The sequence below is a fragment of the Streptomyces sp. GB4-14 genome (assembly GCF_022696125.1).
Lineage (GTDB): Bacteria > Actinomycetota > Actinomycetes > Streptomycetales > Streptomycetaceae > Streptomyces > Streptomyces werraensis.
In genome coordinates this window covers 552,007-572,140 of the sequence record NZ_RZHO01000002.1, presented here as the reverse complement: position 1 = coordinate 572,140, position 20,134 = coordinate 552,007, and the positions used below count along the sequence as shown (strand labels likewise).

Genomic DNA, 20,134 nt, shown 5'->3' with positions numbered 1-20,134 from the left:
CCGAGACGGTGCCGGGCGGGTGGGCGAACCGCTGCACGGGAACGATGGGTCGTCGGCGCCGAGAAGTCCCGGACGAGGGAGGACATGACGAGGCGTCAGCGGTGACGGCCGCCGGATCGCTCAGCCCGGGTGCGCTCCGGCGGACCGGGCGACCAGCGCCCCGGCGTTGCCCGCGAGCCAGGCGGTGACCACGTCGTCCGGCAGCCCGAGCGCGGTCAGCTCGTCCGCCAGCGACCCGGTCGGCCCGGGATTGACCCAGGTCGAGGTGCCGAACAGGACCCGGTCCCGGGCCGGCCCCCGGGCGTGGTGGAGCAGCGGCTCCCAGCCCGATCCGGGCTTGGGCATGTGCCGGGGCCGGTGCGAGGAGAACTCCAGGTAAACCCCCGGATGCCGGGCAGCGGTGAGCAGCGTCTCGCGCACATCGGGCCAGCCCGCGTGCCCGGCGACGAGCAGCAGCTCGCGATGGCGGCCCGCCAGCGCTTCGACCGTGCGCCAGCTTCCGAGGCCACTGGGGTGGCTCCGGGCGAAGTGGTGACCGGTGTGCAGCCAGACCGGCAGCCGCGCCGACGCCGCCGCGTCCCAGACCGGCGCGAACCGCGGATCGGCCGGATCGGTGCCGTCCAGGAAGGGGATCACGCACAGTCCGGTCGCCCCCGCCGCCAGCGACCGCTCCAGTTCCCGCAGTGCGGCGGCCGGGTCACGCAGGGAGATCCCCGCCCAGACATGGATCCGGTCGCGTACGTCGCGGACGGTCTCCAGCAGCCACTCGTTGACGGTCCGGCCGTCCGGCAGCCGCTCCGCCGAGCCCATGGCGAACTCTGCTGTCACGCCCTGCTGTCGCCGGTCCGCGAGATGCGCGGCCAGGTCGAAGGGGGGCCGGCCCGGGGGCAGGAGCACATCCACCGCGTCCTGCCAGCACACGGCCAGCGCGTCGCGGTACGCGCTGTGCGGGGCGTCGAAGTACCGGCAGAAGGAGGCGGAGAAGACGTCCAGGTACTCGGGGGCGTTCTCGCCCAGCCGGTTCAGGTACACCCGCCAGGCAGCGTCGTCGTACACCAGCGAGCAGGCGTCGACGACCGGCGGGCGACTCGGGGCGGCGGGGCCCGCCGCGGCGCCGGCCGCCGCTGTTCCGTTGCTCGGCACGAGGCCGGACGACACGTTCACGATCACTCCGTCGAGAGGCGAAAGGCGAGAGGCGAGAGTCGGGAGGAAGGGGCGGGAGTCGGGAATCCGGGAGTCAGGGTTGGATGCCACAGGCCGCACTTCGATCGAGCGGAGTCCGGAAGAGGAAGCGGTCAGGTCGGCGGCGCGCCACCGGCCCGTGGGCGGCCGTGCCGGACTCAGGGGGCGGCGCGGCGGGCCTCCCAGTCGGCCACCAGCGCCTCGGTCTGCTCCACGTACCCGCTGAACAACTCGGCCAGCGACGCCAGCCGTTCCCGCGCCTCGCCGCGCGCCACCGGGACGCCCGAGCTCAGCGTCTCGGCGAACTTGCGCATGTGGGCGTTGTTCACCAGCAGCAGGTGGTGGAGGTCGCCCACTGCCTCGTAGTCGATCCGCCTGCTGCCGGGACGGGTGGAGCGCCGCACCAGGGCCCATGCCTCCAACTGGCGGGCGGCCACGCTCAGTCCGCTCTTGGCCTGGCCCAGTTCGCGGGTCATGGTGTCGAGGTCCACCGGCTTGTTGCGCAGCAGGAGGTAGCCGAAGAGGCGGCCGGTGGCCTGCGGGAGGCCCCAGCGCTCCATCAGCGAGCCCATCTCGCTGATGAGGGACGCCTCGGCGTCGCGGATCCCCTCGGAGCCGGGGGCGCCGAGGGGATCCGCGTCGGGAGTGATGTCGTCGTGGTCAGTCATGGTCTCGTTGGGTTCTCAGGCCTTCAGGAAGGCGACGGTCAGCCGGTTGACCTCGTCGGGACGGTCCAGATTGGCGACGTGTCCCGCCCCCGGGATCACATGGAACTCGCTGTGGGGATCGCGTTCGCTCCACCGTTCCATCGCCGAGCGGATGTTACCGGTGCCGTCGTGCTCACCGCAGAGCAGCAGCTCGGGCTTCTCCACGCGGTAGCCGGGGGAAGGGTCGATCGCGCGGGTCATGCCGTACCAGGTGGTGAGGAAGGAACGCCGCCCGTTCGCCGTGAACGCCTCGCGCAGATACTCCCGGGCCTCCGGAGTCGTCGCCGACGCCCGCGCCATCGACCGGGTCAGCCGGCCGAAGGGGACCAGCCGCATGAGGAGGCGCGAGAGGACCAGCCTGCGCCGTTCGCGCCGGGTGATGGGCAGGGTGCTGGACGTGGAGCCGATCACCACCAGCGCGGAGACCTCCTCGGGCCGCCGGCGCAGATACTCCTGGGCGATGTTGCCGCCCATGGACTGGCCCAGCAGCACTACGGGCCGCGGCATCCCGGCCGCGTCCAGCAGCGCCGCCAGGTCGTCCGCCGCGTGGACCGTACGGAACCTGCCGGTGCCGGAGGCGGACGCCCCGTGGTAGCGCACGTCCCAGCGCAGGGTGCGGTAGCCCGCGTCCACCAAGGCCGGGATCTGCGGATCGAACATGCGGTGGTCGGCCCCGGCGCCGTGGGTGAGGGCGATTCCCGGACGGTCCGCCGCGCCGGCCGTCCAGTAGTGCAGCCGCGCACCGGAGGTTTCGAGGCTGTGCGCCGTCTCCTCGACCCGGGACCCGGCGACCGTCCGGCTCGCGGGGCCGGTCATCGTCCGGACTCCTCGTCGCGGCCGGCGGCCGACGCGGACAGGGCGGGGTGAGGGGGCGGTGGGGCCGCCCGGCGGGGGTGCCGCAGCGCATCGTTCATCAGAATCAGAATACTCTATCCGTCGCGGCCGCAAAGGCGGACGGCCGCACCGGTCGGCCGGCGGTCCCGGCGGAGACACCGGAGCCCTCAGTCGCCGGTGAAGCGGGGCTGCCGCTTCTCCGCGAAAGCGGCCATCCCCTCGCGGGCGTCGGCCACCGTGGCGTGCGTCTTGAGGTGGTACGCGTCCTGGAGCCGCAGCCCGTACTCCGCCGGCTGGCCCCAGCTGCGCTCCCGCAGTTCCTTGAACAGCCCCACCGACGCGGTCGGAAGCGCGGCGAACCGGCCGGCCAGCTTCGCCAGTTCGCGGTCGAAATCCTCCGGTGCGCAGAGCCGGTCGAACAGGCCCATGCGCACCGCCTCGTCCCCCGACACCATCCGCCCGGTGAGGTAGATCTCCGTCGCCCGCGCCGGACCGGTCAGCCGGGACATCAGCACCACGTTCCCCACATGGCCGACCCCGGCCAGGCAACTGCCGATCGAGGCACGGGTGTCCGCCAGCCGGAAGTCGGCGGCGCAGGCGATCTCCGCCCCGGCGCCCGCCGCCGCGCCGGTCAGCCCCACGATCACCGGCTTCGGCAGGTGCAGGATCGCCTCGCAGACCCGCAGGTAGTGCGCGTCCGAGGTGATCGGGTCGAAGGGGGTGTCCACCCGGTCGCCCAGCCGCCACCGCCGTACGCTCTCCACGTCGTCGCCCGCGCAGAACGCCCCGCCGCTCCCGGTGAGCACGACCGTACGCACCCGGCGGTCGTCCCCCGCGCACATCAGGCCGAGCAGGAGATGGCGGGAGAGCGCCAGATCGAGACTGTTGCGGCGGCGCGGCCGGTCCAGAGTCAGCGTGGCGACCCCGTCCACCAGCGAGGCTCGCAGCGGCACGTCCTCCTTGCCGTCCACCCGGTCGGCGAAGTCCGCGAACGACTCGGTCGCCGCCCCCGCCCACTCGGCCGCGGACCCCAGGCCCGCGTCGGTCCCTCGCTGGCTCATACGATCCTCTCCCTGCGTATGCGGATGCCGGCGGCCTCGCGGTCCCACGTCCCCGCCACCACGCCCTCGGCGCGCAGCGTGTGCTTGGTGGGCTTGCCGGTGGGGGTCTTGGGGAGCTCCGGCAGCACCCGGATGTAGCGCGGCAGCATGAAGTGGGCCAGCCGCTCCCGGAGGAACTCCAGCAGCGCCGCCGGGTCGACCGGCGCCGCCGGGTCGCGGTCCGCCACCACCAGCAGCACCTCGTCCTCGCCCTCGTCGCCGGGGACCGCCACCGCCGCCGCCTCCAGCACCCCCGGGTGGGCCACCGCCTGGGCCTCCACCTCGAAGGAAGAGACGTTCTCGCCGCGCCGGCGGATGGCGTCCTTCTTGCGGTCCACGAAGACCAGCCCGCCGTCCGGTGCGCGCCGGAAGGTGTCCCCGGTGTGGAACCAGCCGTTGCGCCAGACCGCGGCCGTCTCGGCCGGCCGCCCCAGATAGCCGCTCAGGAACGACCACGGCCGGTCCGCCCGCAGCACCAGCTCGCCCGCCTCGCCGTCCGGCACCTCCCGGTCGTGGTCGTCGACGACCCGGGCGGTGATGCCCGGCCGAGGCCGCCCGCAGTGCATCGGGACCCCCGGGCGATGGTCCGGCGCGGACAGCACCGGACACGACACCTCGGTCATGTTGAACAGCGCGCGGACCGACACTCCGAACCGCCGGGAGAACTCCGCCGCCCCCTCGGTGAACGGGATGACGTAGGCGGCCCGCAGCGGATGCGCGGTGTCCTGCGGCAGCGGCGGCTGCTTGAGCAGATAGGTCGCCATCACGCCGAGCAGCGTGCAGAGGGTCGTCCCCGTACGCCGGATCAGCGGCCAGAACTCACCGGTGCTGAAGGCGGGCACGACCGTCACCGAACCGCCGTGCACCAGCATCCCGTACGCCCCGATCGTGCCGCCCGCGTGGAACAGCGGCAGCTGGAGCAGATAGCGGTCCTGCGGTCCGGCCATGCCGTGGAAGGCGGCGGTGCAACTGCTGTACAGGTGCGCGTAGGAGGAGACGACCCCTTTGGAGGGGCCGGTCGTCCCGGAGGTGTAGACGACGGTCTGCGGGTCCCACGGCTGCGGCGTGGGCACCGGCTCGGTGAACTGCGCCCGGTCCGCCCGCAGTCCCGTCTCCACCCGGTAGCGCCCGGAGAGCCGCCCGGCGAGCGCCGCCACCTCCTGTGGCGCGTCGTCGGGACCCGGCAGCAGCACCACCGTGCGCACCGACCCGGTCCGCTCGTCCGTCTGCGCCAGCCGGGCCGCCAGCGACGGCCGGCAGACCAGCACCGCGGCCCCGCTGTCGGCGATCACCTGGCGCAGGATCGCGCCCCGGTAGGCGATGTTCAGCGGCACCAGGACCGCGCCCGCCAGGTTGACCCCGTACCAGACGCGCAGCGCGTCCGGCCCGTTGGGCAGCCAGCTCAGCACCAGCTCCCCGGGGGCGACACCCAGCGCCTGGAGCGCGGCGGCCGTCTCCTCGGTCTCCCGGAGCGTGCGCGCGTACGACCACCTGTCGCCGTCCGGCATCAGCGCGTACGGCGCCGTCGGTGTGGCGGCGGCGCGACGGCGGAGCAGGGGGCCGAGGACGCACTGCTCGGCCGTCGGCACGTCGGCGGACGCCGGATCGAGTATGTCCTCGCTCACGCGGTCCCCCCGGCCCCCGAGGCGGGCAGCACCTGCAACCGCAGCACACTGTGGTACGGGCCCCCGTGCCAGACCGTCTGCCGTGCGGGCCGGCAGTGGTCCGCCTCGCCGACCGGACCGGGAAGGTTGGGATGCCGGTCCAGGTGAGGGAAGTTGCTGCTCGTGACGTGGACGCGCAGCCGGTGCCCGGGGGCGAAGCGCCACGCGGTGTCACCGAGCAGCAGATCGGCGTCGTACGGCTCGTCCGGCGGGGCGCCTCCCACGCCCTCCAGCCGGAGACTGGCCTCGGCCACGAGCAGCGAACGCCCGTCCGGGCACACGTCGGTGAGTTTGGCGACCACGGCGGTGGCGGGCGCGTCCGAGCCGAAGCGGAGCCGCAGCCGCTGCCGGCCCACGACGTCCAGCGGCTCGGTGAGCGGCTCGGAGGTGTACAGGAGCACGTCCGGCCTGCTCTCCAGGTGCGCCTGGTTGAGCGGACCCGCCGCCAGCCGGCCCAGCTGGAGCACCCGCCCGCCGTGCGAGGGCACCGGGTTCTCCGGGTCGTAGGTGAACGCGTCCCGCCCCACGCCCCCCGGAGGCGGTGCGGGCAGAAGCCGGCCGCCCTTCCCGTCGCACTCCGGACCCGCCAGGTACCAGGAGGCGTCCACGGCCTCGGGTGGCGGCCAGCTCTCGGCCCGGTGCCAGGTGTCGTCACCGAAGAGGAAGTACCGGACGTCACCGCCCGCGGCCTTTCCGGCGTCGTCACCGCCCGCGGCCCGCCCCGCGTCGTGTCCGGCCGGCCGCAGATGGCGGTCGAAGAAGTCCAGATGCAGATCGGCCAGCCGCGCGCCCTGCGCCGAACCGTACAGGCCCGTGTTCACCTCGCCCTGCACCTGCGGCAGCTGACCGGAGTGCACCCAGGGCCCGACGACCAGCTCGTGCCGCCCGGCCACCGGGTCCTGGGCGCGCATCGCACGGTGCAGCTCGATCGTGCCGTGGGAGAACACGTCGTACCAGCCGCCCACCGAGAAGGTGGGCACGCCGACGTCACCGATGCGGTAGTCGGCCACCGTCGCCGCCTTCCCCGCGAAGACGTCCCGGAGCCGGCCGGGGAACCCCTCGAAGTCGAGGACGGCCGACAACGGCAGGCGGCGCAGGGGCACGTCGGGCGTGGTGAGGAGCTGCACGACCTCGGCGACGACCGCCGCATCCACCGGATCGCCCGCCGCGGCCCGGCGCTGCACCCACTCCAGCGCCGTCAGACCGAGCCAGCTCGTGAGGTGGTCCAGCCGCAGGCAACCGCCCAGCTGCTCGGCGTCGAAGGCCGCGGAGGTCGACATCGCGGGCGCGATGGCCCGCAGGTGCGGCGGCTTCTCCATGGCGGCCAGCCACTGGACGATCGCCTGGTACGAGGTGCCCGCCATGGCCACGTTCCCGTCGCACCACGGCTGCCGCGCGGTCCACTCGACCGTGTCGTAACCGTCCGGGCCCTCCTGCGCCCAGTCCAGCGGGGCCCACTCGCCCTCCGAGGCGAACCGGCCCCGGGTGTCCTGCACGACCGCCGCGTACCCCCGGTCCACGCACTGGGACGGGGTCAGGGTGGCCAGTCCCAGTGCGGACTTGCCGTACGGCGTGCGGAAGAGGACGGCGGGCGAGGGCGCTGCTTCGGCGGGCCGCCAGACATCGGCCCGCAGCACCGTTCCGTCGCGCATCTCCACCGGCACGTCGTGCTCGATGAGGGTGGTCCTGCCCATCAGCGGTTCTCCTCGGCGGCCGGTCCGGCGCCCCGGGCGCGGGAGCGGTTCAGATGGCGGGTCATGGCGTCACCGGCGGCGGCCCGGCTCGCCGAGGGCTCGACGCGGACCAGCGGGCCCACGCTCATCCGGGCCGGCCGGTCCAGCAGCCACGCGACGGTGTCCGCGATGTCCTCCGCGTCCAGGACCTCCTCCTCGGGGACGCCGAGGTCGCTGGGCCGGGCCGCGAGCCGGGTGGAGACCCAGCCCGGGGCGACGGTGACCGCGCGGACGCCGAAGTCGCGGTTCTCCTCGTGGATCAGCTCGGTGAGCCGGTGCACGGCGTGCTTGCTGACGCCGTAGCCACCGCTGCCCGGCACCACCTCCGAGCCAACGCCCGAGCCGATGTTCACGACCCAGCCGTGGCCGCGTTCCCGCATCCCCGGCAGCACCGCGCGGGCCAGCAGGAACGGCACGGTGAGGTTCACCCGCACCTGCCGCTCCCAGTGCCGCTCCTCGGTCTCGTGGACGGCGGCCAGCCGGATGGCGCCCGCGCTGCACACCAGCAGCCCCACCGGCCCCAGCGCGGCGGCGGTCGCGGCGACCGCGTCGGCGGGGGCGCCGGGCTTGGCGAGGTCCAGGGCGAACGGCAGCGCGGTCCCCCCGGCCTCGCGGATCGACTCCGCGACCTCCTTCAGCTCGGCCTCCCGCCGGCCGACCAGCGCCACGGCGCTGCCGCGGGCGGCCAGGCGGCGGGCGACTGCGGCCCCGATGCCGGAGGAGGCGCCGGCGACGAGGGCGACCGGAGGGCCGCCCGCCACTCCCGCGGCGCTCACCGCTGCTCTCCCTGCGCCGCATCCGACGGCGCGGCCTGTGCGAGCGCCGGTTCCGGGTAGCCCGGCCGCAGCGGCGCCACGTCGCCGAGACCGAAGCCGCCGTCCACGCGCAGCACCGCACCGGTCGTCCGGGCAGCCGAACCGCTGAGCAGATGGCCGAGGACGGCCGCGACCTCACGCGGGTCGCCGACCCGTCCGGCCGGTATCCGGCTGATCCAGCCGCGCCGGTGCTCGGGGCCCGCCGCGTCACCCATCGGCGTCTCGATGATGCCGGGGGCCACGCAGTTGGCGCGGATGCCGTGGCGGGCCAGCGAGACCGCGAGGCACCGGATGTATTGCGCCATCGCCGCCTTGCTCGCCCCGTAGTACTCCAGCCCCGCGACCGGGCTGAGCGTGGAGCTGACCGAGGAGACCCCGACCACCGCGCCGGGCGTCCCCTCGTCCCGCCAGCGGGCCGTCAGGTACTCGGTGACCGCGACGAAGCTGTGCAGGTTCACGGCGAAGGTCCGGGCGGCGGAGGCGGGGTCGCCGCCGACCGCGCTGAAGCCCAGGTGCCCGGCCGCGTACAGCAGTGAGGTGACGCCGCCGGCCGTCCGCCAGGCGCGCTCGCCGAGCGATGCGGCGTCCTCGGCGTCGGAGAGGTCGCAGCGCAGCGCCCACGCCCGGCGGCCGCGGTCCTCGATGCCGGCGGCGACCTCCTCCAGCGCCGGTGTCCGGCGCGCCGCCAGCACCACGTCCGCGCCGCGCCCCGCCAGATGCAGGGCGGCGGCCCGGCCGATGCCGCTGCTGGCCCCCGCCACCAGTACCGTACGTCCCAGGAGGTCCTGGCCGGTGACCGGCTCCGGCGCCGGATGCGAGGCCGCGGCGCCGCGACGCGGCGCGGGGACGGCGGGCGGCCTGGCGGGCAGCGACGGGATGTGGCCCAGCCCCGCGCCTCCGTCGGCCGGCAGTGTCTCCCCGACCAGGTACGAGCATCCCTCGGAGACCAGGAAGGCCACGCCGGCGGCCACATCGGCGGCCGTGGTGGTCCGGCGCTGCACGAGATAGCGCAGCAGGCCGGCCTCGGCGGCGGGGGAGAGGCGGTGGCCCAGGCCGGGGGAGTAGCCGGTGACCACGGTGTTGCCGACGACGCCGCGCCCGGCGACCTCGGTGACCAGGTGCTGCCACCAGGCCCGGTCGGCGGCGAGCCGGGCGTGCCGGCCGGGGTCGGTCCCGGCGTGCGGCTCGCCCGTCGCGTCGGTCACCAGGACCAGGCGGCCCCGGCCCGCCGACGCCATCGCCAGGGCGGCCGCCCGGATGCGTGCCCGGTCCAGTCCCGGCGAGTGCTCCGCGCCGTACGCCTCCTCGCCGAGCAGCAGCGCGCAGTAGGCGGCCGGGGCGGGTTCCGCGGCGCCGGCCCGGCCGGTGCCGGGGGCACCGGGGGCACCGGGGGCTTCGGGGGAGAGCCCCAGCGCGCCGAGTGCGTCGGTGAGCGCGTCGACCGGAGTGCCCGGGGCCCCGGTGGCGTCGACGACCAGGCGGGCGTCGACCGGCGCCCGCAGCGGGTCCCCCGCCACGGCCGTCCCGGGCCGTCCCGCCGTGCTGTGTACTTGGGTCATGGCAAGTCGCCGCCTTCGTATTCGATGAGCATGCTGGTGGCGTCGCCGCCCGCCCCGGAGGCGAGCACCAGCGCGCTGTCGCCCCCGGTCGCCAGGCCGCCCGCGAGCACCGGATCGCCCGGCAGCGCCGCGTACGGCGTCAGGGTGTTGGCGCTGGGCGCGATCCGGCCGTGACGCAGCATCAGGAGGCTGCCGAGGAGTTTGACCAGGCCGCCGGTCCCGGCGACGTGTCCGAAGACCGCCTCCTGGTTGGTCAGCCGCAGCTCGCCGTCGTACCCCGTCGCCTTCCGTATGCCGGCCAGCGCCTGGCACAGGTGGTCCTCGACGAACCGGTTGCCGTCCGCGTAGTCGTTGACGAACGCCAGATCGCCCGGCCCGCGCCCGGCCGACGCTAGCGTGGCCAGCACGTCCCCCACCACGTTGTCGGGCGGGCCGGTGGCGACGGTGGAGGGGCCGTTGGAGCGCGAGGTGCGCAGGTGCGCGCGGTACCGCAGCCCCGGGCGGTCCCCGGTCGCCGCCGGGTCCTCCAGGACGACGGCGAGGGCGCCCTCCCCGGTGGCGTTGCCGGTCTGGATCTCGTCGTGCGGCCGGACGTCGGAGGGGTCGTCGGACAGCGAGGAGGCGCGGTAGCCGCTGCGCCCGGTGTGGCTGGTGCCGGCCACGAACACCGGGTCCACGGTGGTGTCCACACCGACGACGACGGCCCGGTCGATGTCCCCGCAGCGGAACATCTGCTGGACCAGGTGGAGCGTGCGCAGCGCCACGTTGCAGGAGCCCGCCACGCTGAGCGTCTGGCAGGGGAGCCGCAGTCCGGAGGCGACGGTGCCGATCACGCTGGGCGGGGTCCCGTTGAGCCAGTACTCCATGCCGAGGGCGGCTACGCCCTTGTCCCGGGCCAGCTCGTAGTAGCGCTCGGTCTCGGGGAAGGCGAACTGGAGCGAGCAGGCGACCAGCGCGGTGCGCTCCGCGTCGAGGTCCGCGGCGGTCAGCCCGGCCTGCTCCAGGGCCCGGGCGACCGCGCCCGTGGCCATCAGCCCGGCACGCGACGAGCGGCGTATCTGCCGCTGGGACAGCGGTAGTTCCCTCTCCGGGTCCCACTGGCCGACCGTCCCGGCGATCCGGAGGGGGAGGCCGGGACGGGCGTACGGGGAGAGGCAGCTCGTCCCGTCGCGCACCACCCGCCAGAAGGTGTCCAGGTCGGTGCAGGCACGGCCGTCCGGCCCCGGCAGCACGAACCCGGCGCCGGAGAGCCGCAGCAGGGGTGTGTCAGCAGGCATCGCCACCCCCCAGCAGCAGCGCGCTGTTGACCCCGCCCACCTGGTAGTTGAAGCTCAGCGCCCGGTCGAACTCCAAGGCACGCGTCTTGGTTCCCGGCACCGGGTCGAACGAGCAGACCGGTGACGGGGCCGTGCAGTTGGCGGTGGGGCACACCGCGCCCTCCCGCATCATCATCAGCGTCAGCGCCGTGCCCAGAGCGCCGAGCGGCGCACCGCTGTGCCCGAAGCACGCCTCCTGCGAACTCACCAGCACCTGTGAGGACCTGTCACCCCACAGGGACCGGACGGCGTTGGACTCGATCCGGGTGAACAGCGCGTCGCCCTCGCCGCCCCCGTTGACGTACGGGACCTGCGCCAGCGAGGTGTGGTCGCCCAGGGCGCGGCGGGCCGCCTCGGCCAGAGCGGTGCCGCCGGTGTCGATGGCCACCGCGCTGTTGAGCCCGGAGCGTGTGGTGGCCTGGCCGAGGACCGCCCCGTGCGTGCGGGCGCCGCGTGCGGCGGCATGTTCCCGGCTCTCCAGGATCAGGGTGACCGAGCCGTCGCCGTAGTTCATGCAGTCGCCCGCCGCGTCGTACGGGCGCATCGGCCGGTCGTGGCGCGGCGCGGCCGGCGGATCGTCGTTGTGCCGCACGGTGACGGCCTCGCGCTCGACGACCTCCCGCAACCGGTGGCCGTGCAGCACCCGTTCGGTGTCGAAGCGGTCCACCCCGGTGACGGCGACGAGGTCGCTCTGCCCCGCGGCGATCATCGTGCGGGCGATGCCGAGCAGCACCGAGGAGGAGGCGCAGCCGCAGCTCACCGTGTAGTTGGCGCCGGTGGAGCCGAGGAACGCGGCCTGGACCGGACCGACATCGCTGGAGGTGCCCGCCACCAGGAGCCGTACGAAGAGGGACTTGGCCTCCCTCGGGCCGACCGTCGCCGGATCGGCGTCGTGCCAGGCGCGGTAGCTGTCGTAGTTGCTGTCCACCCCCGCCCGCGCGGTCAGCACGTCCGCGCCACGCAGCTCGCCCGCCGTGTGGTCGAGGCCGGCGTCCCGGCAGGCTTCGACCAACGAGACCATCCCGTAGAGGTGCACGTCGGCGTAGCTGCGCAGATAGCGGGAGGGGACGTCCGGCAGCAGTTCCTCGAACGCCTCCCGAGCCCCGCGCACGGTGCCGTGGTGGAAGCCGTCGCGTTCGACGTGACTGGTCCCGGTGGCGGCCGTCGCCCAGACCTGCCCGGCCGTGCGCACCGGCTCGTCCGCCGCGCCGGGCAGACAGAAGCCCATGCCGGTGACCAGCGCGTCCCGGGGGCCGGGGGCCCAGGGGCGCGGCGCCGGGGCGAACAGGTCCCTGGGCGGTGCCGGCTCGCCCCGCGCCCGGCCGTGCTCCTCGCTCACAGAGCCCCCGCGTCCACGTTGACGGCCTGCCCTGTCATCCCGCCGGACAGGTCGGAGAGCAGGAACAGCACTTGCGCCGCGATCTCCTCCGGGCGCACCAGACGGCGCAGGATGGTGCTGTTGACCGCCCGCTTCAGATACCGCTCCCAGGTCAGGTCCGCGGGACCGTGGTGCTTGGCGATGGCTGCCATGAACGGGTCGCCGTACCGTTCGCCGTCCGTGGCAGCCGGGCTGTCGGTGAGCCCGGGGCAGACCGCGTTGACCCGCACGCCGAAGGCGCCCAGCTCGGCGGCGAGCGCCTGCGTCAGGCCGTTCAGCCCGAACTTCGACGCGCAGTACGAGGTGTTGGCGGGCAGCCCGCGCTTTCCTGCGATGGAGGAGACCATCACGATGTTGCCCTCGCGCCGCTCCATCATCCCCGGCACGATCGCACGGGCGACCCGGAAGGCCCCCAGCAGATTGATGTCGAGGGTGGCCATCCACTGGTCCTCGTCCTGGTCGCACAGGAACGCCTGGTTGCGGGCCTCGCCCGCGCAGTGCACGAGCCGGTCGACCGGGCCGAGCCGCTCCTCGGCCTCGCGGACGCAGGCGCGCACGCTGTCGGGGTCGGTGAGGTCGCCGGGGACCGCCACCGCCCGTCCGCCGTCCGCCTCGATCCGCTCGGCCAGCAGCCGCAGCTCCTTCTCGCTGCGTGCCATGAGCGCCACCCGGGAGCCGTGGGCGGCGAGCATCGTCGCCAGGACGGCGCCGATGCCGCTGCTGGCGCCGGTCAGGAAGGTGGTCCTGCCCTGGAGCAGGGTGGGTGCGAACCCGCTGGTCATGCTGTGTTCTCCGCTTCCTCGGGGAGGTCCGCCGTCGCGGCTGCCGTGCTGGTTGCGGGGATCCGGTCGGCCGGGGGCAGGACGCGGGCCGGCAGTCCGCCCGCGTCGACCTCCAGCACCGTGCCGGTCACCGAGGGGTTGTCGGCGGCGAAGGCGACCGCCTCCGCCACGTCCTTCTCGTCGCACCAGCGGCGCAGCGGCACATGGCGCCGCAGGTCGGCCATGTAGGCCGCGTGCCGCTCGTTCGCCGCCGACCGGCGGCGCAGTGCCTCGCCGTCGACGACTCCGGGTGCCACCGCGCTGACCCGGATGCCGAACTCGCCCAGCTCGGTCGCCCAGGTGCGGGTCAGCGCCTCCACCCCGGACTTGGCTGCGCAGTACGCCGACTGCCCGTACGCGCCTTTGCGCACGGTGGAGGAGATGTTGACGATGGCTCCGGGCGTGCCGGCGGCCAGCATCGTCTGCGCCGCGTGCCGGCCGACCAGGAAGGTGCCGGTGAGCAGGGAGGTCACCACCCGCTCGAAGTCCTCCAGCGGGTGCGGGGAGAGCAGGGGAGGCCCGTCGGGCCGTTCCCTGACGCTCACCAGGCGGCGGGAGAAGTTGCTGCCCGCGTTGTTGACGCAGAGCCCGAGCGGCGGGGCGTCCTCGGCCAGCCGCTCGAACAGGTCGGCCACGGAGCGCTCGTCGGTGACGTCCGCCCGCACGGCGTGCAGGGCGAGCCCGTCGTCGGCCGCCGCCTTCACGGCCGCGTCCAGGTTCTCGGGGTCGCGCCCGCAGATCACGGTGTGCCAGCCCGCCGCGGCCAGATGCCGGGCGATGGCCGCGCCCAGGCCTCGGCTGCCGCCGGTGACCAGGGCTGTCCCGCGGACGGCGTCGTGCTGTCCGGAAAGTGATGGCTGATCAGACACGGAAGAGCAGCCCTCCGTAGTACCAGCCGGAGCCCACCGTGGGCGTGTAGCAGAGGTCACCGGGTTTCAGTCGGCCGTCGCGCGCCATCTCGGACAGCACGATCGGCACCGAGGCGCTGCCGGTGTTCGCCCGGGTCTCGTAGTTGGTGACGAAGCGCTCCTGCGGGATGGAGAGGCGCTCGCGCACGGCGGTGTGCAGCTGACCCGTGCCGGGATGCGGTACGACCCAGTCGATCTCGTCCATCTTGACGCCCGAGCGGGCCAGCATCCGGGCGGCCAGGTCGGCGTGCGAGTCGGCGGCGATGGAGACCAGCTCGCGGCTGCTCTTGATCCACCCGTTGGGCGGGTGGACGGTGACCGTCTCCCTGCCGGAGCCGTCGCTGATCAGCAGCGAGTCCCACAGCCCCGCGTCCGGCTCCGCGCCGCGCGAGAGCACGGCTGCGCCGGCCGCGTCGCCCACGATCAGCTCGCCCTTGCTGCCGGGGCGCACCCGGCGCGAGAACCGCTCGCTGGAGACGACCAGCGCGTGCCGCCAGGCGGTGTGCGTGCCGAAGTACGCCGCCGCCGTCTGCACGCCGTGCACGAACCCCGTACAGGCGCCGCACACGTCGAAGGCCAGCGCCCGGTCGGCGCCCAGCAGATGGGCGGTGTGCGGGGCCCACTCGGGGACGAACTGGCGGTCCGTCCAGTTGCTGACGATCACCAGGTCCAGCTCGTCGGGCGTGACGCCGGCCTGTTCCAGCGCCGAGTGGGCGGCGCGCACCGCCATGTACGCGGGGGTCTCCTCCTCGTCCGCCACATGGCGGCTGCGGACGTCGAGCCGGCCGATGACGGCCTCGTCCACCGCGTTGCCCGCGGGGTCCTCGGCGCTGCCGTTCTCGAGAAGGAGGCGTGGGTAGTAGTGCCCGAACCCGGACAGGCGCAGTCCGCTCTCGCGCCACAGGGAGGTCTCGTCGTCCATCTCTCGTCTTCCCGTACTGTGCGGTGGTGCCGGCCACGGCCCGGCTGAGGGGGATGAGGCCGGGCTCACGGAATGCGCAGGAGCATCGCGCCCCAGCTGAAGCCGCGGCCGATGCCGATGGTCGCGACGAGATCGCCGGAGCGGATCTTCCCGGCGCTCAGGTTCTCCGAGAGGCAGCTCGGGATGGAGACGCTGGAGGTGTTGCCCCGTTCCTGGATGTTCGTGAGGAGCTTGTCTCCCGGGATCTCCAGGGCCCGGCACACCTGGTTGATCATGTTGAGGTTGCCCTGGTGCGGCACGAACCAGTCGATGTCGTCCACCGTCAGGTCGTTGCGCTCCAGGATCTCCCGGCCCACGTGGGTGAGCAGCTTCGGCCCGACCGCGCCGACCTCACGGCCGCGCATCAGCATCTTGTCGTTCTCGTCGATGTCGAAGGCGTCGAAGTACGAGCCGTCCGCGTGCAGCGCCACGTCCAGCAGTCCGCGTTCCGCGGTGTCCGCCGACCAGACCGCCGCGGCGGCGCCCGCCCCGAACAGCGCCGAATAGCGGTAGTCGAAGTTCAGGATCGGGCGGGGGTTCTCCGCGCAGACGACCAGCGCGTTGCGCATGCCGAGCGCCGGGAGCATCGCGGCGGCCGTCGCGGTGCCGTACATGAAGCCGGCGCAGGCCACCGAGGTGACGTCGAAGCAGGTGGCGTGCCGCAGCCCGGCCTGCTTCTGCAGCGGCAGCGAGATGTCCATGTAGTTGTTGGTGGCGCTGGAGGGGTTGGTGCGCGGGCGGGTCGTCGAGGTCGTGCCGATGACGAGGTCGATGTCGTCGGGTCCGAGACCGGCGGCGCTCAACGCGTCGTCCACCGCCCTGGCCGCCATCTCCACCGCGCGCTCCTTGTCGTCGGCCGGCCAGTGGCGGCTGACGATCCCGGTGTTCTCGCGGATCCAGGCGTCGTCGATGCCCAGCGCGTCGAGCTGCTCGAAGTGGGCGTTGGTGATCGGCTCACCGGGGAAGTAGTGGCCGATCCCGGCGAGCCGCACGGGGGCGATCGCGGTGGGCGGCAGGGGGCGCAGATGGGCTGTCGCCGGGTCGGGGACGGTCTCGGCGGTGGTGGTCATCGGTAGTGGCCTTCCGGGTCCATGGTGCGCAGGAGCTCGAGTTCTTCGGTGGTGACGGGCTTTTCGTCGTTCAGGAACGCGCTGACTCCCGTGGATCCGTCAGGGAAGTCCCACCCCGTGAGGTCGCGGACCGCCGCCTCGGGCCCGTCGGGCAGGTCCGCCTCGGTGCGGCCCCGGCCGGGCACCGGCGGCAGCCAGCTCGTCAGCTCGAACGCGTCGCCGGCTCCGGTGCGGGTGAAGCGCCCGAACTGGCTGACCACGTCGCGGACCCGCCGGCCCGGACTGGTGAGGTGGGCCAGCCGCGGTACGTAGCGGCGGGCCGAGGCGACCGCGATCACCACGCAGTCCACGGTCGAGGCGATGTCGTTGGCCCCGCCCGAGCCGGTGATCCAGCGGCCGTCCGGCAGCAGCGTCGTGTTGATGTTGGCGTCCGGGTCGATCTCCGCCGCCGACAGTACGCCCAGGCAGCGGGGGTTGGCGGCGACCGCGCCGCCCAGCGTCTCCGCGACGCCCGCGAGCATCTGCGAGCGCTCGGCGTGACGCTGGCTGAAGAGGAAGACGTCGCCGGGCTCGGGGTCCATCGACTGGAGGCCCAGTTCGGCGGCGACCCGCACCTGGACGCCGTCGTCCGCCAGCAGCCGGGCTGCCAGCCACGCCGACATGTGCGAGGTGCCGATCCCGGCGAGCAGCGTGTCGTAGCCGCGCTCCCGGACCAGGTCGGCGACGGCACGGGCACCGAGCACGATGAGCTGCTCCTGCTCGGTGGGCGCGGCGGGCGCGTCCGCCGGCGGGGCGGTCTTCTCCGCGACGGCGCTGTCGCCCGGCGGAGCCGGGAAGAGCAGTCCGGAGCGGCGCCGCCCGCCCAGCTTCTCCAGGTACTCGGCGTGGCCCGACACCCCGCCGACCCACTCCTCGTACCAGGCGGCGGCGGTCTCCGGGGTCTTGCAGGCGCCGACGATGCCGGTGAGGAAGTCGTAGTCGTCCAGGTAGCCGTCGACTCCGGCGAGACGGCCCGTACGCAGCGACTGCGGGTGGGCGCCGAGCGGAGCCTCGCACAGGCCGAGGACACGGGCGGCGGGGATCACCACCCGGTCCGGCATCGCCGCGACCACCTCGTCGTCGACGATCGCCTCCACGGAAGCGAGGACGCCGTCGGTGGCGGCGTACGCGGCCCAGGGGCCCTCGCCCAGCGGGGGGCAGGCCACGATGTTGCCCCGGCTGTCCGCGACGACGCCGTGGAAGAGGGCGAAGCGGGGACGCAGCGGGCTGAGCAGGGCGACGGTGCGCTCCGGGTCCTCCGGGTGCGGCACCAGGTGGAGGCTGCCCTCTTTGCCGTGCCTGAGGTCGGTTTCGGCAAGCCTCGAGCCGGTGGTGGCGAACGGCTGGCCGAGTGCTGCGGCCATCAGCCGCTGGGTGTAGCTCAGCAGCGACCACATCTCGATCTCGAACGGGCGGCCCTCGGCCAGTTCGCGGTAGAGGCGGTTGGGGCGCGGCGAGGGGTAGGTGTCCCCGACGAAGCCGGTGATCACCTTGCGCACGGCGCCGGAGAGGGCGAGCGCGTGGGCGCTGGAGTGCACGGCGGTGGTGCTCACGGTCAGGCTGCGGCTGCCGGCGAAGGTCCGGCAGACCGCGTTGAGCAGGGCGTTGGGCCGCGACATCGTTGCCGCCGCGTGCAGGTGGTCGCCCTCACGGACGAAGCGGCGTATCAGGTCGTCGGGGCCGGCGGCCAGGTAGGGGCCGCTGCGGTGGCCCGTGGCGGCAGGGTGTTCGGGCGCTGTGGTCATGCGTGCTCCAGGGCCATGACGGAGGTCTGCGAGCCGAAGGCGAAGGACAGCGAGACCGCCAGGTCGAACTCGGCGTCGCGGGGCCCCTCGGCGACGTGGTCGTGGTCGCACTCGGGGTCCGGCGTGCGGTGGTTGGCGGTCGGGGCCAGCCGCTGGTGGTGGAGCATCAGCGAGGTGGCGGCGACGTTGATGATTCCGGCCATGCCGAAGGTGTGGCCGTAGATGGGCTTGTTGGAGCCGTGCGGCGGCAGGTCGGCGTCGTCGCGGTGCGGCAGCAGCCGGCGCAGGGCCCGGCTCTCGGCGAGGTCGTTGTACCGGGTGGCGGTGCCGTGGCCGCAGACGTACCCCAACTCCTCGGGCTTGCGCCCGGCGTCGTCGAGCACTGCCGCGACGACCGAGGCGGTGACGTCTCCGGTCAGATCCATGCTGGTGGCGTGGTTGGCCTCGTTGAGCGCGCGGTGGCCCAGGATCCGCGCGTAGATCCGGGCGCCGCGCTCGCGGGCGGAGGACTCGCGCTCCAGGCAGAGCGTCATCGCGCCTTCTCCCAGGGCGAATCCGCGCCGGTCGCGGTCGTAGGGGCGGACGGCGGAGGCGGGGTCCTCCTCCTCCGGGGAGAGCACCCCGTCCCCGAGGCCCAGGTAGCAGCGGGCGACCTCCGGGGTGATCGGGAACTCGTGGCCCCCGGCCAGGACCACGTCGGCGCTGCCCGAACGCAGCTCGCGCAGCGCGAGGCCGATCGCGTGGTGGCCGCCGACGCAGGCGCTGCTGACCGTGGTGACCAGGCCCTTGGCCCCGACGGCGATGGCGGCCAGCGTGGCCGGGCAGCCGGCGAGACCGCGGAACATGGCCGTCGCCTTGCCGGCGTACGGGTCCTGGTCGGGGCCCGCCGTCATGGTCTCGGCCCACCAGGACAGCGGGCCGCGGGAGGAGGACTGGACGATGCTCAGCCGCTCCGGGGCGACCTGGCCCCGGGCGATCCCGGCGTCCGCGAGCGCGTCGCCGACGGCCGCCATGGTGGCCAGGATGTCGCGGTTGTACTTGGCGGCGTGCGCCGGATCGAGGTCCGGCAGCCGGACCGCGGTGTCGAACGCACCGAGCTGCGCGGCCGCGTGGACCGGCAGCCCGGCAGCGGCGAACGCCGGCTTCTCCAGCCGGCTCACCTGTGGGGTTCCGGTGGAGAGATGCCTCCAGAAGGCATGGACATCAGGGGTGCCGGGCAGCACGCACCCGATGCCGGTCAGCACGACGGAATCGGAGGGGTCCGGGGAGGGGGCTCGGCTGCTGTCCATGGAGCGAAGCTAACCGCTCCTACACGAGCCTCGATATGGCCGTCAAGTACTCATGCTCGGGTGGCTCGATGACTCCCGGTACTCGATTTTCCGTCGGTTCCGTCAACACCGTGCGGTAGACGCGCCTACGCACGAAAGCGGCCCGGGCGCCTCCGCGAGGGGAGGGGCCGGGCCGCTTCGGGCGCGCGAGGGCGTGCGGCTCAGGCGTTCTTGACGTCCCGTCGGCCGACCGCGTGCGTACCGGCGGCGACGACCAGACCCGAGAGGACCAGCAGCAGCGCGACCCCGCCCCACGGAACGCCGTCGACCAGCGGGTCGCTGCCCAGCGCCCACTCCCACGGGGAGATGTTCGACAGCGGCTCCAGGGCGTCGGACATCGGCGCGATGGCGTGCAGCAGATAGCCGACGACCAGCACACCGGCCGCCACACCCAGCGCGGGACCGCGTCCGAAACCGAATCCGACGACGGCGTAGGCGACCCCGGCGTGCAGCACGGCCAGCAGGCCGACCGTCAGCGTCACGGCGGCGACCCCGCCCCCGGAGACGTCCATGTCGAAGGCGACGACCGAGCCGTAGACCGACAGCCAGACCAGGAGACTGGTGACGGCCAGGCCGAAGGCCACGCAGAGGAAGCGCATCAGGAAGACCGTGCGGCGGGCCACCGGCAGCGCCAGCAGCAGTTCGAGCCGCCCGGCCTCCTCGTCGCCGCCGGTCAGGGCGGCGGTCGCGGTCACGGCCATCAGGCCGAGGAGCAGCGGCAGCAGGACCGCGTACAGGTTGCCCTTGAGGTAGCCGCTGGCGCTGCTGATCTGGTCGATCCCGAAGGCCGTGGCCACCTCCGGCGAGACGCCGGAGGCGAAGTCCTCCAGCGCGCCGGACTTCTCCATCGAGGGCCAGGCCCCGGCGACGGAGAGCGCGAGCAGGACCAGCGCGGCCGACCAGGCGATCAGGGTGCGTTTCTGGATCTGTACTCCGCGCCGGAAGATCTCCGAGCTGGGCGACGACATGTGTTT

17 protein-coding genes are annotated in these 20,134 nt (G+C 74.0%); all 17 read right to left on the bottom strand.

The features are described from left to right. Window positions 1-120: 120 nt before the first annotated feature. Window positions 121-1,164 carry an amidohydrolase family protein gene (locus ELQ39_RS03810; protein WP_225639974.1) on the bottom strand — a complete coding sequence of 348 codons (1,044 nt, stop codon included), beginning with the start codon at window positions 1,162-1,164 and terminating at the stop codon, window positions 121-123. Between the two features lie 176 nt (window positions 1,165-1,340). Beyond that, the gene (locus ELQ39_RS03805; RefSeq protein WP_242590993.1) at window positions 1,341-1,850 is read right to left on the bottom strand and encodes a GbsR/MarR family transcriptional regulator; all 510 of its coding nucleotides are present in this window, start codon (window positions 1,848-1,850) and stop codon (window positions 1,341-1,343) included. A gap of 15 nt (window positions 1,851-1,865) precedes the next feature. After that, window positions 1,866-2,705, bottom strand: a complete 840-nt coding sequence (locus tag ELQ39_RS03800; protein ID WP_242590992.1) for an alpha/beta fold hydrolase — start codon at window positions 2,703-2,705, stop codon at window positions 1,866-1,868. Window positions 2,706-2,890: 185 nt separating this feature from the next. Next, window positions 2,891-3,784, bottom strand: a complete 894-nt coding sequence (locus ELQ39_RS03795; RefSeq protein WP_242590991.1) for an enoyl-CoA hydratase/isomerase family protein — start codon at window positions 3,782-3,784, stop codon at window positions 2,891-2,893. Next, window positions 3,781-5,448, bottom strand: coding sequence for an ATP-dependent acyl-CoA ligase (locus tag ELQ39_RS03790; protein WP_242590990.1), 1,668 nt, complete (start codon window positions 5,446-5,448; stop codon window positions 3,781-3,783). Before ELQ39_RS03790 ends, ELQ39_RS03795 begins: the two co-directional genes overlap by 4 nt. Continuing rightward, complete coding sequence (locus ELQ39_RS03785) at window positions 5,445-7,181, bottom strand: CocE/NonD family hydrolase (protein ID WP_242590989.1); 1,737 nt, start codon at window positions 7,179-7,181, stop codon at window positions 5,445-5,447. Before ELQ39_RS03785 ends, ELQ39_RS03790 begins: the two co-directional genes overlap by 4 nt. After that, on the bottom strand, window positions 7,181-7,996 hold the full coding sequence (locus ELQ39_RS03780; protein WP_242590988.1) for an SDR family oxidoreductase: 816 nt from the start codon (window positions 7,994-7,996) through the stop codon (window positions 7,181-7,183). The genes ELQ39_RS03785 and ELQ39_RS03780 overlap by 1 nt, the downstream gene beginning before the upstream one ends. Continuing rightward, complete coding sequence (locus ELQ39_RS03775) at window positions 7,993-9,594, bottom strand: SDR family oxidoreductase (RefSeq protein ID WP_242590987.1); 1,602 nt, start codon at window positions 9,592-9,594, stop codon at window positions 7,993-7,995. The genes ELQ39_RS03780 and ELQ39_RS03775 overlap by 4 nt, the downstream gene beginning before the upstream one ends. Then, entirely contained in the window at window positions 9,591-10,871 is a 1,281-nt protein-coding gene (locus tag ELQ39_RS03770; protein ID WP_242590986.1) for a beta-ketoacyl synthase, read from the bottom strand. Before ELQ39_RS03770 ends, ELQ39_RS03775 begins: the two co-directional genes overlap by 4 nt. Then, window positions 10,861-12,249: a beta-ketoacyl synthase N-terminal-like domain-containing protein gene (locus ELQ39_RS03765; protein ID WP_242590985.1), complete on the bottom strand. Its 1,389-nt coding sequence runs from the start codon at window positions 12,247-12,249 to the stop codon at window positions 10,861-10,863. The genes ELQ39_RS03770 and ELQ39_RS03765 overlap by 11 nt, the downstream gene beginning before the upstream one ends. Further along, entirely contained in the window at window positions 12,246-13,070 is an 825-nt protein-coding gene (locus tag ELQ39_RS03760) for an SDR family NAD(P)-dependent oxidoreductase (RefSeq protein ID WP_164333308.1), read from the bottom strand. The genes ELQ39_RS03765 and ELQ39_RS03760 overlap by 4 nt, the downstream gene beginning before the upstream one ends. Next, window positions 13,067-13,978, bottom strand: a complete 912-nt coding sequence (locus ELQ39_RS03755; protein WP_242590984.1) for an SDR family NAD(P)-dependent oxidoreductase — start codon at window positions 13,976-13,978, stop codon at window positions 13,067-13,069. Before ELQ39_RS03755 ends, ELQ39_RS03760 begins: the two co-directional genes overlap by 4 nt. Then, the gene (locus ELQ39_RS03750; protein ID WP_225628522.1) at window positions 13,971-14,939 is read right to left on the bottom strand and encodes a ketoacyl-ACP synthase III; all 969 of its coding nucleotides are present in this window, start codon (window positions 14,937-14,939) and stop codon (window positions 13,971-13,973) included. The genes ELQ39_RS03755 and ELQ39_RS03750 overlap by 8 nt, the downstream gene beginning before the upstream one ends. Window positions 14,940-15,004: 65 nt before the next feature. Continuing rightward, the gene (locus ELQ39_RS03745; RefSeq protein WP_190001839.1) at window positions 15,005-16,048 is read right to left on the bottom strand and encodes a ketoacyl-ACP synthase III; all 1,044 of its coding nucleotides are present in this window, start codon (window positions 16,046-16,048) and stop codon (window positions 15,005-15,007) included. After that, window positions 16,045-17,832, bottom strand: coding sequence for a CoA-transferase (locus ELQ39_RS03740; protein ID WP_242590983.1), 1,788 nt, complete (start codon window positions 17,830-17,832; stop codon window positions 16,045-16,047). The genes ELQ39_RS03745 and ELQ39_RS03740 overlap by 4 nt, the downstream gene beginning before the upstream one ends. Further along, window positions 17,829-19,121: a beta-ketoacyl-[acyl-carrier-protein] synthase family protein gene (locus tag ELQ39_RS03735; RefSeq protein WP_225639964.1), complete on the bottom strand. Its 1,293-nt coding sequence runs from the start codon at window positions 19,119-19,121 to the stop codon at window positions 17,829-17,831. The genes ELQ39_RS03740 and ELQ39_RS03735 overlap by 4 nt, the downstream gene beginning before the upstream one ends. Window positions 19,122-19,321: 200 nt before the next feature. Next, a complete protein-coding gene (locus ELQ39_RS03730; RefSeq protein WP_242590982.1) occupies window positions 19,322-20,128 on the bottom strand; it encodes an ABC transporter permease in 807 nt (268 codons plus the stop codon). Between the last annotated feature and the right edge of the window lie 6 nt (window positions 20,129-20,134).